This window comes from Pantoea folii (genome assembly GCF_056678875.1).
In genome coordinates this window covers 41,885-58,159 of the sequence record NZ_JBWXON010000025.1, presented here as the reverse complement: position 1 = coordinate 58,159, position 16,275 = coordinate 41,885, and the positions used below count along the sequence as shown (strand labels likewise).

The window sequence follows — 16,275 nt, the reverse complement described above, 5'->3', positions numbered from 1 at the left end:
GTTCCTTATTTGCTGTCTTTACCGACATGCAGAATGGCAAGGAATGCTTCCTGCGGCAGCTCAACGTTGCCGACCTGCTTCATTCGCTTCTTACCGTCTTTCTGCTTCTGCAACAGTTTCTTCTTACGGCTCACGTCACCGCCATAGCATTTCGCCAGGACGTTTTTACGCAGCTGCTTGACCGTTGAGCGAGCGATAATGTGGTTGCCGATTGCCGCCTGAATCGCAATATCGAACTGCTGACGTGGGATCAGATCTTTCATCTTCTCCACGAGGTCGCGGCCACGATACTGAGAGTTATCACGGTGGGTAATCAGCGCCAGCGCATCAACACGTTCTGAGTTAATCATCACGTCGACACGCACCATGTCAGAGGCCTGGAAACGTTTAAAGTTATAGTCCAGCGATGCATAGCCGCGAGACGTTGATTTCAGACGGTCGAAGAAGTCGAGTACCACTTCTGCCATCGGGATTTCATAGGTCAGCGCAACCTGTTTACCGTGGTAAACCATGTTGGTCTGCACACCGCGTTTCTCAATACACAGGGTGATGACGTTGCCGAGGAATTCCTGCGGCAGCAGCATATGACACTCGGCGATCGGTTCGCGCAGTTCTTCAATATTGTTCAGCGGTGGCAGCTTCGAAGGGCTGTCAACATAGACTGTCTGGCCGTCGGTGGTGATGACTTCATAAACTACCGTTGGCGCTGTAGTAATCAGGTCGAGATCGTATTCACGCTCCAGACGTTCCTGAATGATCTCCATGTGCAGCAGACCGAGGAAGCCGATGCGGAAGCCGAAGCCCAGCGCCGTTGAGCTTTCTGGCTCATAGAACAGTGAGGCATCGTTGAGGCTCAGTTTGCCCAGCGCATCACGGAACGCTTCATAGTCATCAGAGCTGATCGGGAACAGGCCAGCATATACCTGTGGCTTCACTTTCTTAAAGCCTGGCAGGACATGTTCAGCAGGATTGCGTTGCAGCGTCAGGGTGTCACCGACTGGCGCGCCCATGATGTCTTTGATAGCGCAAACCAACCAGCCTACTTCACCGCAGTTCAGTTCATTACGGTCAACCTGTTTCGGTGTAAAGATACCTAAGCGATCAGCGTTATAGGTCTGACCGGTGCTCATCACCTTCACTTTGTCGCCTTTACGCAGCGTACCGTTCTTGATACGAATCAGTGACACAACGCCCAGGTAGTTATCGAACCATGAGTCGATGATCAGCGCCTGCAGTGGGCCTTCCGGATCACCTTCCGGTGGTGGGATATCACGCACCAGACGCTCAAGCACATCCGGAACGCCAACGCCGGTTTTCGCCGAGCAGCGCACGGCATCAGCCGCATCAATACCGACGATATCTTCAATCTCTTCCGCCACGCGCTCAGGATCGGCCGCAGGCAAGTCGATTTTGTTCAGAACCGGTACCACTTCCAGATCCATTTCCATTGCGGTGTAGCAGTTCGCCAGCGTCTGTGCTTCAACGCCCTGACCTGCATCGACCACCAGCAAAGCCCCTTCACAAGCCGCTAAAGAGCGGGAAACTTCATAGGAGAAGTCAACGTGGCCGGGAGTATCGATAAAATTGAGCTGGTAAGTTTCACCGTTCAGCGCTTTGTAATCGAGCGTGACGCTTTGCGCTTTGATGGTAATGCCGCGCTCGCGCTCCAGATCCATAGAATCCAGAACCTGCGCCGCCATCTCACGATCGCTGAGGCCACCACAAATCTGAATCAAGCGGTCAGAGAGCGTTGATTTGCCGTGGTCGATGTGTGCGATGATGGAGAAATTTCGTATGTGCTTCATTTATATGAATATCTTCACGTAAAAAATCAGTGGAAAACTTGAGCACAGACACATTCAGGAAAGTGAGCTTTACCCGGAATCCTGTCAGCCTCATTAATGACGACGCATATTACACTGTTAACGCCGCGCGTTAAAGAATGGAACTGTGGGGAATCGCAACAGATTTCAGCGGGTAAGCCTAAATGAAAAAGCCGCGCATTGCGCGGCCCTGGCAGGGATCAACCTTCATTTTCTACGCGCATGGCATCGGGCGGTAACGCAACGCTGAGGATGATCGGCTGAAAGGCTTCCCGATGACCGAACACGCTGGAAACCCCTTTAGCCACAATAAAGCCACCGATGCCGCCTAACAGTGCACCGCAGGCCGCCGCCAGATCGCTGTGGAACAGCATCTGAAACAGACCTGCGACTAAAAACAGGCCAAACAGCGGCGTCATGTAAACCAGTAGCGCTGAACCCAGCAGACTGCTTTCACGGATACCCAATTCAATGCGCTGTCCGGGCTGTAAAGGCTCCGGGCTGGCAATGGTCATGACATGAGCATTTTTCGGCCCAAGTTGATTGAGCGCGTGGCTGCCGCAGCCTTTGCGGGCTGAACAGCTGTTACAGGAGGTTTTCGCTTCCGAGTGCAGCGTGGCAATGCCTTTTTCCCACGCCACCACGGTGGCCCATTCTCTCATCATTTTTGTGCACCTGAATCTATGCTGTCCGCGATACGTTTGGCCGTTGCAGGGGGTAATTCGCCCACCACGGTGATTTCACGATTATCGCGCACTTCTGTCTGCACCGTACGACGCCCAGTGCGCAATGACTGCGGCACACTGCTTTTATCGGCAGGCGTAATGTTGATAGCAAAGCTAAATAAGCCATCGCTGTACAGACGGGATTCTACGGTTTTATTCATGGCTGGCATATCGCGGCGACTCTGCGAAATCAGTGTCATACCCGCTGGCAACCAGCCTGGCTGCCAGCTGAGCTGCACTTTATCGCCCGCCGGTAATGACAGCGTTGGCGGCAGATTGGCTTTTTCCAGCCCCTGCATCAGATTACGCACGCCTTCATCCACCGCAAAGCTGATGACACGGAACTGCTCCAGCGTTTCACCATCACGATCCAGCAAATCAATGCGTAGCGGCAATTTAGTATCAACATCCAGCCACACGACATAGCTGTAGCGCGTGCCATCACGCGACACGATGCGCACCACTTCGCACATTTGATCGGCCATACGTGAACGTCCTACCGGAATAAAATCGTAGGCATCACCAAGGCGGGAGAAATCAGCAAACATCAATGCAGGCAGCGCATCAATAATGTGATTGCCCGGTAGTGAGAAAGGATCAAGTCCAGGCTCGAAGTAGCTGATGTCATTGCCACGTTGAATCACTTCACGACGCGGCCCATCCATCTGCAACAGTTGGGCAAAGATACGATTATCGATAACTGCATGACGATAGCGCAGAGATTCAATGCCAAGACGAGAGACATTGATGTAGGCGAATTCGTAGTTGAGGTTCTGGCTTGCCTGCTCCATCTGCTGTAACAACGCCCCGGAAGCAGATGTCTGCGCCGGGGCGGTGGAGGACCAAAGCAGGCTGCCTGCCAGCAGGCTAACGGCACACCAAAGTTGCTTCATTACTGCTGTTGAGTTCCTAACGACTGATTTCCGGGAACATTAGCTTGCGCCTGCTGTGGATCATTCTTTTCATCGAACTGAACCTGATCAGCATGCAGACGGCGTTGCAGTTCATAGTCCTGCAGCATGGCATTCACACGACGACGCTGTTCCTGTACCTGCTGGTTAGAGCTATTGGTGTCAAACGCGTCAGAAGGGACACCAAGACTGACAGGAGAAGCTTTACCCATCATCGGCAGCGTATTAAACGCTGGAGAATCTGAGGTTTCCGTTGCACTGCTGCCAGGCTGAGTATTGTAGTGCTGAACACCCACAATCACGGCCAGCGAGACACAGGCAGCCACACCAATCTGCGCCAGTTGTGCAGTCCAGGTGCCGCCACGACGCCAGAACGGCATTTTCTCCCAGCGTGATGGCTCAGGCTGCGCTTCAGGAATCAGCGGAGTCACTTTGCGCAATGGCTCATTTTCAATGGCCGCTGCAACACGCGCGGAGATATCAAAATGCAGCACTTCACCGACATCACCTCGTAAGGTGTCGCGGATTAGATGGTAGCTCTCCCAGCTTTTTTGAAGATCTGCATCCTTCGACAACGACGCCAGCAGCTCGTTATCGAGAGTTTCACCATCCATTAAAGCGGAAAGTTTTTCTTTCTGCATGCTTTGGTACCCTTCCAGTAGCCGTTATCACTGACGTTGGATAAGCGGTTGAACTTTATTATCAATGGCCTCTCGGGCACGGAAGATACGCGAACGAACCGTACCCACCGGGCAATCCATGATGGCGGCAATCTCTTCGTAACTTAAACCATCCAACTCCCTGAGGGTGATGGCCATACGCAGATCTTCGGGAAGCGCCTCAATGGTCCGAAAAACAATTTGTTTCAGTTCCTCTGACAACATTAAGTTCTCAGGGTTCGAAATTTCTTTTAATGCTCCCGCACTTTCGAAATTTTCTGCATCGATAGCATCCACATCGCTAGATGGCGGACGACGCCCCTGAGCCACTAAATAGTTTTTTGCTGTATTCACCGCAATGCGGTACAGCCATGTATAAAAGGCGCTATCGCCACGGAAAGATTCCAGTGCGCGATACGCTTTAATAAAGGATTCCTGAACCACATCAGGCACATCGCCTGAAGGGACATAACGTGAAACCAGGCTCGCCACTTTATGCTGGTATCGAATCACCAGTAAATTAAATGACTTTTGATCTCCCTTCTGAACCCGCTCAACGAGAACCTGATCCGTTAACTGCTCGCTCATCCGAGGTAATGTCTCCCCAAATCTCTTTTTATGCGTAAGTGAACTGCCAGCACATCTCATTGTTCTGAGCAAGCATGCGCTTAGAGTCATATGTTGGCCTGAAGTTCACCACGACCAGATATTTTCCGTATCGGAACCACGACATCATTGTTGTTGATTGTCTTTCAGTGTAGCGACTGGCTACGCCGTTGGCGTCTTTTGCGGCACCGATAATCGCTGGGAGAGTACCCTATGACGCCCTAATTTTCACCTTTATTACCTGAATTTTCAGAGTGTTTGGTATAAAAAACACGATGTGCTTATTTTCGGACATAACTTACTGATATCGCGTGATTATGTCGCCGCTCTGGATAATTTTTCCGCGTAATTTGTTCAAAATACTTCACAGGACCGGCTTCCAGGCTTATGCTCGGGAAACCTTTTGTTTAGTAAATTAAACACCATGACATCGAATCCTGATTACCAATGTGATGTGTTAATTGTGGGTAGCGGTGCTGCAGGCCTCTCTCTGGCGCTGCGACTGGCACCCTATTACCAGGTGACCGTGTTAAGCAAAGCACAGGTGAACGAAGGTTCGACGCTGTATGCCCAGGGCGGTATCGCCGCGGTGTTTGATGAAACAGACAGCATTGAATCTCACGTCGAAGACACATTAATTGCCGGTGCAGGCTTGTGTGAGCGCGAAACCGTTAGCTTTATCGCCAGCAATGCGCGCCGTTGCGTGCAGTGGTTGATTGATAACGGCGTGGCCTTCGACAAGGAACCACAAGGTGACGGCGAAGCGCGTTACCATCTGACGCGCGAAGGTGGTCACAGCCATCGTCGAATCCTGCACAGCGCCGATGCCACTGGCCGCGCGGTGGAAACCACGCTGGTGAGCCAGGCGCTGAGCCATCCCAACATCCGTATTATTGAACGCACTAACGCCGTTGATTTAATTCTTTCCGACAAACTGGGGCTGCCGGGCAAGCGTCGGGTGGTGGGCGCGTGGATCTGGAACCGCAATCGCGAACAGGTGGAAACCTGTCGTGCTCGTGCGGTGGTACTGGCCACTGGCGGTGCAGCAAAAGTGTATCAGTACACCACCAACCCGGATGTGGCCTCTGGTGATGGTATTGCGATGGCATGGCGTGCTGGCTGCCGTGTCGCCAATCTGGAATTCAATCAGTTCCACCCCACCTGTTTATTCCATCCTCAGGCACAGAACTTTTTGCTCACGGAAGCGTTGCGCGGCGAAGGCGCATGGTTGCTGCGCCCGGATGGTACCCGTTTTATGCCTGATTTTGACGAGCGCGCTGAACTGGCCCCGCGCGATATCGTGGCGCGCGCTATCGATCATGAAATGAAACGTCTGGGTGTCGATTGCATGTATCTGGATATCAGCCATCAGCCAGAGAGTTTTGTCCGCGCGCACTTCCCGATGATCTACGAGAAATTGCTGACCTTCGGACTGGACCTGACCAAACAGCCCATTCCGATCGTTCCTGCTGCGCACTACACCTGCGGCGGCGTGATGGTGGATCAGCAGGGCCGCACTGATGTCGATGGGCTATATGCCATTGGCGAGGTGAGCTATACCGGCCTGCACGGTGCCAATCGCATGGCATCGAATTCTTTGCTGGAGTGTCTGGTATATGGCTGGTCTGCGGCAGAAGACATGATTCGCCGCTTGCCGGATGTTGCCGCCGTCGAGCAACTGCCGGCCTGGGATGAAAGCCGGGTCGATGACGCGGACGAACGCGTAGTGATTCAGCACAACTGGCATGAACTGCGCCTGTTCATGTGGGATTACATGGGAATTGTGCGCACCACCAAAAGGCTTGAGCGCGCACTGCGCAGAATTAATTTACTGCAGCAGGAGATCGATGAGTATTACGCGCATTTCCGCCTCTCCAATAACCTGCTGGAGTTACGCAATCTGGTGCAGGTGGCGGAGTTGATGGTGCGCTGTGCGCTGGAACGCAAAGAGAGCCGCGGCCTGCACTATACGCCTGATTATCCCGATCAACTCCCGGAAGCTTTACCGACTCAACTCCAGCCAGAGCATTATCGGAACAGATAGAAATCACTCACCAGACTCAGCCAGTCAGCCGAGTAGCTCTTATCTTCATCACGAATGGCGAGACGTTCCAGCAACGTTTCGCCTGCCGTGGGCGAGAAACCTAACACCAGACGATTCGGCGGACGCTGTGCATAAGCCGCCACATCGTAGCGATACCGCAGATGCCAGCCTTCAGCCAGCGCCAGTGGAATAAGATTTTCTCCCGCATCTTCGGGCAGCACTACGCAAAAAATCCCCTCCTCTTCAATTAGCTGAGCGGCACAGCGCAATAGCGTGGGATGATCCAGGGTGGTGGTACTGCGCGCGCTATCACGCTCTGCGCTGGCTGACGCCGTTCCCGGCGCAAAAAAAGGTGGATTGCTGACGATCAGGGAGTAGCGTTTTTCCGATTGCTCGCTCCAGCTGACGATGTCCTGTTGATGTACAGTGATGCGATCGGCCCAGGGAGAAGCCTGCACGTTTTCCTCAGCCTGGCTAGCCGCACTGGCTTCCAACTCGACGGCATCCAGCATCACTTGTTGTGGCGTACGCTGTGCCAGCATCAGCGCAATCAATCCGCTGCCGCAGCCAATATCCAGAATTCGTCGCGCGCCTGCCACTGGCGCCCAGGCACCCAGTAACACGCCATCGGTGCCGACTTTCATCGCACAGCGGTCATGCGCCACGAAAAATTGCTTAAAGGTAAAACCATCTTTTCTTAACATTGCCCGCGTCTGCGGCTGGTCCTGAGACATACTTCACTACCGTTGAATTATCTACTGCGGGGAGTGTAACGTGGTCGTGAGGGGAATTCACCTTCACCTGCTGCACACAAACAGATGAAGATTATGTCTGTTCTGTCTATAATCAGCGCCCCAAACTGAGGTAGACCATGACCGTAACCACATTCTCCGAACTCGAACTCGACGAAAGCCTGCTGCAAGCGCTGCAGGAAAAAGGCTTCACGCGCCCCACTGCCATTCAGGCTGAGACCATTCCTGCCGCGCTGGAAGGCCGTGACGTTCTGGGTTCGGCGCCAACCGGAACGGGGAAAACCGCTGCTTTTCTGCTGCCCGCTTTACAGCATCTGCTCGACTTCCCACGCAAAAAATCGGGCCCGCCACGTATTTTGATCCTCACGCCAACCCGCGAACTGGCGATGCAGGTTGCCGATCACGCACGTGAGTTGGCTAAACACACGCACCTGGATATCGCTACCATCACCGGTGGTGTGGCTTATATGAACCACGCCGAAGTGTTCAGCGAAAACCAGGACATCGTGGTGGCCACCACCGGCCGCCTGCTGCAGTACATCAAAGAAGAAAACTTTGACTGCCGCGCCGTAGAAACGCTGATTCTGGATGAAGCCGACCGCATGGTCGACATGGGCTTCGCGCAGGATATTGAAACCATCGCAGCGGAAACCCGCTGGCGCAAACAGACGCTGCTGTTCTCCGCCACGCTGGAAGGCGAAAACATCAAAGACTTCGCCGAGCGCCTGCTGAACGATCCGGTATCAATCGAAGCGGATCCCAGCAAAAGCGAACGTAAAAAGATTCAACAGTGGTTTTATCGTGCTGACAACCTTGAGCACAAAACCAAGCTGCTGGTGCACCTGTTAAAACAGCCTGAAGCCAAGCGCGTGGTGGTGTTTGTGCGTAAGCGTGAGCGCCTGCATGAGCTGGTGACCTGGCTGCACGAAGCCGGCATTCGTACCAGCTATCTTGAAGGTGAGATGGTGCAGGTAAACCGCAATGAAGCGATTAAGCGTATCAATGATAATCGCGTCAATGTAATGATTGCAACGGATGTTGCGGCACGCGGTATCGACATTGATGATGTTACTCACGTCATCAACTATGACCTGCCTCTTACTGCCGATATCTACTTGCACCGCATTGGTCGTACGGCGCGAGCTGGACGTAAAGGCACGGCGATTTCGTTGGTAGAGGCACATGACCATGTGCTGCTGGGTAAAATTACCCGTTATATCAACGAACCGATTAAAGCGCGCATCATCGAAGAGTTGCGTCCGGAATCGCGTGCACCGAGTGCTAAAGTCACGGGTAAACCGTCGAAAAAAGCCCTTGCGAAGCGTAAAGAGCGCAAAGAGAAAGAAGCTGAAAAACCGCGTGTTAAACAACGTCATCGCGACACCAAAAATGTCGGTAAACGTCGTAAGGCCAGCGGCAGCAGCACACCTGAGAGCGGTGCAGAATAAATCAGCACTCACTCAATAAAGCGCCTCTGATGAGGCGTTTTTTTTATCTTTAGCCTGCCAAAATAACGCTTCGGTTAAATTTTTGCTGTGAATCCCCTTTCCGGCATTCCCATCTAAGATCGATAAAGACAAAAAAGCCGCGCCGAAGGGTATCGGCGCGGCCTGTATTGCTGTGTGACTTTTCGTCAGCCGATCAATTACAGACTTTCAGTGAAAGTACGAGTAATCACATCGCGCTGCTGTTCAGGGGTAAGCGCATTAAAGCGCACCGCATAACCAGACACACGAATGGTCAGTTGCGGATATTTTTCCGGATGCTTAACCGCATCTTCTAAGGTTTCGCGGCGCAGCACGTTGACGTTCAGGTGCTGGCCCCCTTCAATACGCACCTCGGGTTTCTGCTCCAGCGGGATTTCACGGTAAGCAATGTCGCCCAGATCGCTGATCGCAACGATCTGATCTTCCGTGAAATCGCCTTTTGAGCACAGGCAACGGGCTTCCGCTTTCTCGTCATCCAGTAACCAGAATGAGTTCAGCAGTTGTGGGTTATTGGCCTGAGTAATTTGAATACCGGTAATCATAGTGACCTCCAGGGCTTAAATGCGCGATGTTTCCTATCACGCGGTGTATCCATTGATCTGACACATTGATATACCACCGGGGATTTGCCGCCGTTTTGACCTGTATCAATTATGCTGGCAAGCCAAATTCGCTTCATCGCTAACAAATTGATTTACAACCATTATGCCTGATAACTTTTTCTGTATTTTTTCAAATTATTTTTGCCCTTCTGCTGCCGCGTGCGACACGTTAAGCTAGGCGCAAATTTTTGCAGGGAGTTAACGATGGCTGAGAAGCTGACCTGGCACGACGTGCTGGCTGAAGAGAAAGAAAAACCTTACTTCGTCGAAACGTTAAAAGCGGTCGCCAATGAACGTGCCGCAGGTGTGACCGTATATCCGCCGCAGAAAGACGTGTTCAATGCCTTTCGTCTGACGGAACTGGGCGACATTAAGGTGGTGATTCTGGGTCAGGATCCCTACCACGGCCCGAATCAGGCGCACGGTCTGGCGTTCTCCGTGCTTCCCGGCGTGCCCACGCCTCCTTCACTGCTGAATATGTACAAAGAATTGGAGCAGGATATTGCGGGCTTCACTCGCCCTCAGCACGGCTTCCTCGAAAGCTGGGCCACACAAGGTGTGATGCTGCTGAACACGGTGCTGACGGTAGAAGCCAGTAAAGCGCATTCCCACGCGCGATTCGGCTGGGAAACCTTTACCGACAATGTGATTAGCGCGATCAACCAGCACCGTGAAGGCGTGATTTTCCTGCTGTGGGGTTCGCATGCTCAGAAGAAAGGCAGCATTATCGACACCCAGCGCCACCATGTTTTGAAAGCGCCGCACCCTTCCCCGCTTTCAGCCCATCGCGGCTTTTTTGGCAGCAAACACTTTTCACAAGCGAATGCGCTGTTGAGCCAGTCTGGCCAGACGCCCATCGACTGGATGCCCGTTCTGCCATAGAAATAAAAACGGCCGCAATCAGCGGCCGTTTTTGTATTCAGCAGGGTAATTAGCCTTTGGCTTTGGTTACTGCCACCATCGCTGGGCGCAACAGGCGACCATTGAGGGTATAACCACGCTGCATCACCATCAGTACATGGTTCGGTGCCATGTCTTCTGATTCAATCATCGACATCGCCTGATGCACATCCGGGTTGAATGGCACGTTGGTTTCACCGACCACTTCAACACCATACTTACGCACGGCACCCAGCAGGGATTTCAGCGTCAGTTCGATGCCTTCAATCATCGAAGCCAGTTCGGTGTTCTCTTTATCAGCCACTTCCAGCGCGCGCTCGAGGCTATCAATCACTGGCAGCAGTTCGTTGGCAAATTTTTCCAGCGCAAACTTGTGCGCTTTTTCCACATCCATTTCGGCACGGCGACGGATGTTCTCAATCTCCGCCTGAGCGCGCAGCTGTGCTTCACGCACGCCACCTTGCGACTGGGCTAATTCCGCCTCCAGTTGCGCGATACGCTCATCACGCGGATCCACCTCAGTTGCCGTCTCTGCGTCCACGTGCTGCTGATCCTGTTGAATTTCGTCTGAGACTTGCTCGTTAGGGGTGTTCTGTTCTTTACTACTCATGAATTTCTCCGCGTTTTGCACATTCATCTCGCTGGTTGGCTTATTATGGGGATCAGTTTGACGGTTTCAAGTGAACCCATCACATTGCCTGGCCGTTTTGGCTTATGAGGAACACGCGCTAAATGAACAAACACTTTAACTGCATTGGGATTGTCGGCCATCCGCGCCATCCTACTGCGTTAACCACCCATGAAATGCTCTGGCGCTGGCTGACAGCAAAAGGCTATGAGGTGATCGTCGAGCAGCAGATTGCGCGCGAATTGAACCTGAAAGATGTGGAAACCGGCAGCCTGGCGGAAATCGGCCAACGTGCAGATTTAGCCGTGGTAGTGGGCGGTGATGGCAATATGTTGGGCGCGGCACGCGTGCTGGCACGTTATGACATCAAAGTGATTGGGATTAACCGCGGTAATCTCGGTTTTCTCACCGATCTCGATCCCGATAACGCACAGCAACAGCTGGATGATGTGCTGCAAGGCGAATACTTTGTTGAAAGCCGTTTCCTGCTGGAGGCGCAGGTGTGCAAAGAAGCGTGCTCACCGCGTATTGGAAGTGCCATTAATGAAGTGGTGCTGCATCCAGGAAAAGTGGCACACATGATTGAATTCGAGGTGTATATCGATGAGGTCTTTGCGTTTTCCCAGCGTTCGGATGGCTTAATCATCTCGACACCTACCGGCTCAACCGCTTATTCCCTCTCAGCAGGTGGCCCGATTCTGACGCCATCACTGGATGCCATCGCCATTGTGCCGATGTTCCCGCACACACTTTCTGCCCGCCCGCTGGTGATCAACAGCAGCAGCACCATTCGACTGCGTTTCTCATCTCTGCGTAGCGACCTGGAGATCAGCTGCGATAGCCAGATTGCACTGCCTATTCAGGAAGGAGAAGATGTATTGATTCGCCGTAGCGCGCATCACCTCAACCTGATCCATCCTAAAAATTACAATTATTTTAATACGTTAAGCTCAAAACTGGGCTGGTCAAAAAAATTGTTCTGAAAATCACCGCCAGCCACTTTACTGTATAAAAAACCAGTTTATACTGTATGAAAAACCATATCTGTTTTTACATACAGGTGATTTCATGCTGGCACAACTGACCATCAGTAATTTTGCTATCGTTCGTGAACTGGAGATCGACTTTCATCGTGGGATGACAGCGATCACGGGGGAAACCGGCGCAGGTAAATCCATCGCAATTGATGCGCTGGGCCTGTGCCTGGGCGGCCGCTCTGAAGCAGATATGGTGCGTCAGGGTGCCAGTCGTGCCGATATCTGCGCGCGTTTCCAGCTCAAAGCCTCACCTTCTGCACAGCGCTGGCTGATGGAGAATCAGCTCGATGAAGGCAACGAATGCCTGCTGCGCCGCGTGATCAGTGCCGATGGCCGCTCTCGTGGCTTCATCAATGGCACTTCGGTGCCGCTGTCACAACTGCGTGAACTCGGGCAGCTGCTGATTCAAATTCACGGCCAGCATGCGCACCAGCTGCTGCTCAAGCCAGACCACCAAAAACATCTGCTGGATGCTTATGCGGCCCATGATGACCTGCTTGATGAGATGCGTCAGCACTACCAGCGCTGGCATCAAAGCTGTCGTGCGCTGGCTCAGCATCAGCAGCTGTCACAGGAGCGTGAAGCACGCCGTGAACTGCTGCAATATCAGCTGAAAGAACTGAATGAATTTGCCCCGCAGCCGGGCGAATTTGAGCAGATTGATGAAGAGTACAAACGTCTCGCTAACAGCGGCCAACTGCTCTCGACTAGCCAGCAGGCTCTGCAAATTCTCGCCGATAGCGATGACACTAACCTGCAAAGCTTGCTGTATAGCGCGCGCAATATGCTCGGCGAATTAGTCTCGCTGGATGACAAAGTGAGCGGCGTGTTCAATTTGCTGGAAGAGGCAGCGATTCAACTGAGCGAAGCCAGCGACGAACTGCGCCACTATTGTGAACGTTTGGATCTCGATCCCAATCGTCTGCATGAACTGGAACAACGTCTGTCACGCCAGATTGCCCTCTCACGTAAACATCATGTGTCGCCAGAAACCTTGCCGGTGCTGTATCAGCAGCTGCTGGACGAAGCAGAACAACTGTCGCAGCAAGAGAGCGATCAGGAAACGCTGCAAAATGAAGTGGGTTCACATCATCTGGCGGCGGTGGCCTGCGCGGAAAAACTGCATCAGCTGCGTGAGCAGGCGGCACATGAACTCAGCCAGTTGATCACCCAGAGCATGCGTACTCTGTCGATGCCGCACGGTCAATTTGCTATTGAGCTGGAGTTCAAAGCCGATCAACTCACGGCAGATGGCGCTACACGCATTGATTTCCGCGTGACCACCAATCCTGGCCAGCCGTTGCAACCACTCGGCAAAGTGGCATCAGGGGGTGAGCTGTCGCGTATCGCGCTGGCGATTCAGGTGATCACCGCGCAGAAAATGGAAACGCCGGCCATGATCTTCGATGAAGTGGATGTCGGTATCAGCGGCCCAACGGCTGCAGTGGTCGGTCAGATGCTGCGCCAACTCGGCGAATCCACCCAGGTGATGTGTGTGACGCACTTGCCGCAGGTTGCCGGTTGTGGACATCAGCACTTCTACGTCAGCAAAGAGACCGATGGCGAGATGACCGAAACCCATATGCAGCCGCTGGATAAACGAGCCCGCCTGCAGGAACTGGCACGTTTGTTAGGCGGTAGCGAAGTCACGCGCAACACGCTGGCCAACGCAAAAGAACTTTTAGCAGCCTGATTCCGCACTTTTTTCTGGCCTGGTGGTCATATGCTTGCTCTGTAGAGGTTTCCAATAGGACAAAGGTTTATTATCATCGGCAGTTATATCGCCATAATAAAGCCTGCCGTAAGCAGAGTTCAGAATTTGATGGCAACAAAACAGCCTGACAAAAGGCGTTTGGCCCCAGAAAAGGAATGTATAGATGCGCTGTAAAACGCTGACTGCCGCGGCAGTGGTAATGTTGATGATGACCGCCGGATGTTCCACCCTTGAGCGCGTTGTATATCGTCCGGATATCAATCAGGGGAATTACCTGGTCGCCAACGATGTTTCGAAGATTCACACCGGCATGACGCAGCAGCAGGTTGCCTACACTCTCGGCACACCGATGATGCACGATCCGTTTGGCAGCAATGTCTGGTATTACGTGTTCCGTCAGGAACCAGGCCATGAAGGCGTGAAGCAGCAAACCCTGACGCTGACCTTTGACAGCAACGGTACGCTGACCAATATCGATAACAAACCGAAACTCACTGGCAAAGAAGGCTAAGTGATCGGCAACAAAAAAGGCGCTTAAGCGCCTTTTTTGTATCTGCGATTCCGCTATTTGTTGCTCGCCGAGCGTTCTGCTCGCTGGCGACGCATCTCTTTAGGATCCGCAATCAGTGGGCGGTAAATCTCCACGCGATCGCCATCCTGAACCGCATCACCCAACTTTACTGGCCGGCTGAAAATACCCACCTTGTTGTTGGAAAGGTCGATGTCTTTGCGCAGTGATAACAAGCCCGAGGCTTTAATCGCCTGCTCTACGGTCGCACCCTCTTCCAGGGTTACCGAACGCAAATACTGCTTTTCAGGCAGCGCATAAACGATCTCAACGGTGATATCAGGCACGATAAACCTCTTTCGCGCGCTGACTGAACGCTTGCACCATGCTATTCGCTAATTCTTTGAAGATACGACCAAAGGCCATTTCAACCAGCATGTTGGTGAATTCGAAGTCGAGGCTCAGCTCCACTTTGCAGGCATCATCACCCAGAGACGTGAAGTGCCATCCACCGGTCAGCTTGCGGAACGGACCATCAACCAGCTGCATTAAAATGCTCTGATTGCTGATCAGGGTATTACGCGTGGTAAAGGTTTTACTGATGCCCGCCTTCGAGACATCTACCGCAGCCGTCATCTGATTTCCGCTGTTATCCAACACGCGACTGCCCGTGCAGCCTGGAAGAAACTGAGGATAAGCGTCCACATCATTCACGAGCTGATACATCTGCTCAGCGCTATAGGGGACCAACGCCGAACGGCTAATCTGGGCCATAATGGTTCCTGTTCATCACAAAACCGTTGAATAATACCATTTTCGGACACTAAACAAAATTCACGGGTTTGCCAGCTGTGCTAAAATAGTGTGTTTTTTACCGCCCCCAGGACAGGGGGATGCGCCCACAGACTGAGTGATGTAGACTACGCCGCACTATGACAAAGAAAAAAGCTCACAAACCCGGTTCAGCCACTATTGCCCTCAACAAACGCGCTCGCCACGAATACTTCATTGAAGAAGAGTTCGAAGCGGGGATGTCGCTACAGGGATGGGAAGTTAAATCACTCCGCGCCGGTAAAGCCAATATCAGCGACAGCTACATTTTGCTGCGCGATGGCGAAGCCTATCTGTTCGGTTCCACTTTCCAGCCGCTGGCGGTTGCCTCTACGCACGTGGTGTGTGACCCCACGCGTAGCCGCAAGCTGTTGCTGAAGCAGCGCGAACTCGATTCGCTTTACGGCCGAGTCAACCGCGAAGGTTTCACAGTGGTTGCACTGTCGATGTACTGGAAAAACGCCTGGGCCAAGCTGAAGATTGGCGTGGCACGCGGTAAGAAAGAACACGACAAGCGTAACGATGTGAAAGATCGCGAATGGCAGATGGATAAAGCACGTATTATGAAGAATTCAAAGCGTTAAGCACTGGATTCAACCGTCACTTTTCTGTAGTATAAGAAGTTCTTGGGGCTGATTCTGGACTCGACGGGATTGTGAAGCCTTAGGTGCATGTCGAGGGGCGGTTTGCCTCGTTAAAAGCCGCAAAAAAATAGTCGCAAACGACGAAAACTACGCTTTAGCAGCTTAATAACCTGCCAAGAGCCCTCTCTCCCTAGCTTCCGCTCTTAAGACGGGGATCAAGAGAGGTCAAACCCAAAAGAGATCGTGTGGATGCCTTGCCTGGGGTTGAAGCACTAAATCTAATCAGGCTAGTTTGTCAGTGGCGTGTCTGTCCGCAGCTGGCCGGCGAATGTAAAGACTGACTAAGCATGTAGTACCGACGGTGTAGTAATTTCGGACGCGGGTTCAACTCCCGCCAGCTCCACCAAAATTCTTTCGCGGCGATACCAGAATCGTCCGCTTAAGTCCTAAGAGCCCGCACGGCG

At 52.6% G+C, this 16,275-nt stretch carries 17 protein-coding genes and 1 other RNA gene; 8 read left to right on the top strand and 10 right to left on the bottom strand.

Translation table 11 applies throughout. The annotated features are described in order from the left end of the window. Positions 1 to 5: 5 nt before the first annotated feature. The 5 genes from lepA to rpoE all read right to left on the bottom strand — a co-directional run bounded on the left by lepA (position 6) and on the right by rpoE (position 4,706). A complete protein-coding gene (gene lepA, locus AC1MDE_RS23395) occupies positions 6 to 1,805 on the bottom strand; it encodes a translation elongation factor 4 (protein ID WP_034825613.1) in 1,800 nt (599 codons plus the stop codon). 218 nt (positions 1,806 to 2,023) lie between these two features. Beyond that, complete coding sequence (gene rseC, locus AC1MDE_RS23390; protein WP_058959162.1) at positions 2,024 to 2,488, bottom strand: SoxR-reducing system protein RseC; 465 nt, start codon at positions 2,486 to 2,488, stop codon at positions 2,024 to 2,026. Further along, positions 2,485 to 3,441: a sigma-E factor regulatory protein RseB gene (gene rseB, locus AC1MDE_RS23385; protein ID WP_034825608.1), complete on the bottom strand. Its 957-nt coding sequence runs from the start codon at positions 3,439 to 3,441 to the stop codon at positions 2,485 to 2,487. The genes rseC and rseB overlap by 4 nt, the downstream gene beginning before the upstream one ends. Further along, positions 3,441 to 4,100: an anti-sigma-E factor RseA gene (rseA, locus tag AC1MDE_RS23380; protein WP_034825605.1), complete on the bottom strand. Its 660-nt coding sequence runs from the start codon at positions 4,098 to 4,100 to the stop codon at positions 3,441 to 3,443. The genes rseB and rseA overlap by 1 nt, the downstream gene beginning before the upstream one ends. A gap of 27 nt (positions 4,101 to 4,127) precedes the next feature. After that, positions 4,128 to 4,706, bottom strand: a complete 579-nt coding sequence (gene rpoE, locus AC1MDE_RS23375) for an RNA polymerase sigma factor RpoE (RefSeq protein WP_038645348.1) — start codon at positions 4,704 to 4,706, stop codon at positions 4,128 to 4,130. A gap of 442 nt (positions 4,707 to 5,148) precedes the next feature. Here rpoE and nadB point away from each other — a divergent pair, with 442 nt between their 5' ends. Next, entirely contained in the window at positions 5,149 to 6,768 is a 1,620-nt protein-coding gene (gene nadB / locus AC1MDE_RS23370) for an L-aspartate oxidase (RefSeq protein ID WP_058959201.1), read from the top strand. On the opposite strand, the gene trmN is transcribed toward nadB, so the two are convergent. Continuing rightward, positions 6,753 to 7,502, bottom strand: a complete 750-nt coding sequence (gene trmN / locus AC1MDE_RS23365; RefSeq protein WP_479400620.1) for a tRNA(1)(Val) (adenine(37)-N(6))-methyltransferase TrmN — start codon at positions 7,500 to 7,502, stop codon at positions 6,753 to 6,755. The two genes, nadB and trmN, sit on opposite strands and share 16 nt — an antisense overlap. 137 nt (positions 7,503 to 7,639) lie before the next feature. Between trmN and srmB the strand changes: the two genes are divergently transcribed. Continuing rightward, positions 7,640 to 8,968, top strand: coding sequence for an ATP-dependent RNA helicase SrmB (srmB, locus tag AC1MDE_RS23360; RefSeq protein WP_480345127.1), 1,329 nt, complete (start codon positions 7,640 to 7,642; stop codon positions 8,966 to 8,968). Between the two features lie 197 nt (positions 8,969 to 9,165). On the opposite strand, the gene grcA is transcribed toward srmB, so the two are convergent. Further along, positions 9,166 to 9,549: an autonomous glycyl radical cofactor GrcA gene (grcA, locus tag AC1MDE_RS23355; RefSeq protein ID WP_058959165.1), complete on the bottom strand. Its 384-nt coding sequence runs from the start codon at positions 9,547 to 9,549 to the stop codon at positions 9,166 to 9,168. 264 nt (positions 9,550 to 9,813) lie between these two features. On the opposite strand from grcA, the gene ung reads away from it, so the two are divergent. Next, positions 9,814 to 10,491, top strand: coding sequence for a uracil-DNA glycosylase (ung, locus tag AC1MDE_RS23350; protein ID WP_058959166.1), 678 nt, complete (start codon positions 9,814 to 9,816; stop codon positions 10,489 to 10,491). A 49-nt stretch (positions 10,492 to 10,540) separates the two neighbouring features. Here ung and grpE read toward each other — a convergent pair whose 3' ends face one another. Next, positions 10,541 to 11,119 (bottom strand): nucleotide exchange factor GrpE, encoded by a 579-nt coding sequence (gene grpE / locus AC1MDE_RS23345; RefSeq protein ID WP_034825591.1) that lies wholly within the window; start codon positions 11,117 to 11,119, stop codon positions 10,541 to 10,543. Between the two features lie 122 nt (positions 11,120 to 11,241). Here grpE and nadK point away from each other — a divergent pair, with 122 nt between their 5' ends. The 3 genes from nadK (at position 11,242) to bamE (ending at position 14,399) form a co-directional block, all read left to right on the top strand. Beyond that, complete coding sequence (gene nadK, locus AC1MDE_RS23340) at positions 11,242 to 12,120, top strand: NAD(+) kinase (RefSeq protein WP_034825588.1); 879 nt, start codon at positions 11,242 to 11,244, stop codon at positions 12,118 to 12,120. Positions 12,121 to 12,205: 85 nt separating this feature from the next. Beyond that, entirely contained in the window at positions 12,206 to 13,867 is a 1,662-nt protein-coding gene (recN, locus tag AC1MDE_RS23335; protein WP_097118629.1) for a DNA repair protein RecN, read from the top strand. 184 nt (positions 13,868 to 14,051) lie between these two features. Next, a complete protein-coding gene (bamE, locus tag AC1MDE_RS23330; protein ID WP_034825584.1) occupies positions 14,052 to 14,399 on the top strand; it encodes an outer membrane protein assembly factor BamE in 348 nt (115 codons plus the stop codon). A 53-nt stretch (positions 14,400 to 14,452) separates the two neighbouring features. On the opposite strand, the gene AC1MDE_RS23325 is transcribed toward bamE, so the two are convergent. Both AC1MDE_RS23325 and AC1MDE_RS23320 read right to left on the bottom strand, forming a co-directional pair. Beyond that, positions 14,453 to 14,743, bottom strand: coding sequence for an RnfH family protein (locus AC1MDE_RS23325; RefSeq protein WP_479399238.1), 291 nt, complete (start codon positions 14,741 to 14,743; stop codon positions 14,453 to 14,455). After that, positions 14,736 to 15,170: a type II toxin-antitoxin system RatA family toxin gene (locus AC1MDE_RS23320; protein ID WP_034825580.1), complete on the bottom strand. Its 435-nt coding sequence runs from the start codon at positions 15,168 to 15,170 to the stop codon at positions 14,736 to 14,738. Before AC1MDE_RS23320 ends, AC1MDE_RS23325 begins: the two co-directional genes overlap by 8 nt. A gap of 158 nt (positions 15,171 to 15,328) precedes the next feature. Here AC1MDE_RS23320 and smpB point away from each other — a divergent pair, with 158 nt between their 5' ends. Continuing rightward, positions 15,329 to 15,811, top strand: coding sequence for an SsrA-binding protein SmpB (smpB, locus tag AC1MDE_RS23315; protein ID WP_034825578.1), 483 nt, complete (start codon positions 15,329 to 15,331; stop codon positions 15,809 to 15,811). A 44-nt stretch (positions 15,812 to 15,855) separates the two neighbouring features. Further along, positions 15,856 to 16,217: a transfer-messenger RNA gene (gene ssrA, locus AC1MDE_RS23310) on the top strand. The last annotated feature ends 58 nt before the right edge of the window (positions 16,218 to 16,275 follow it).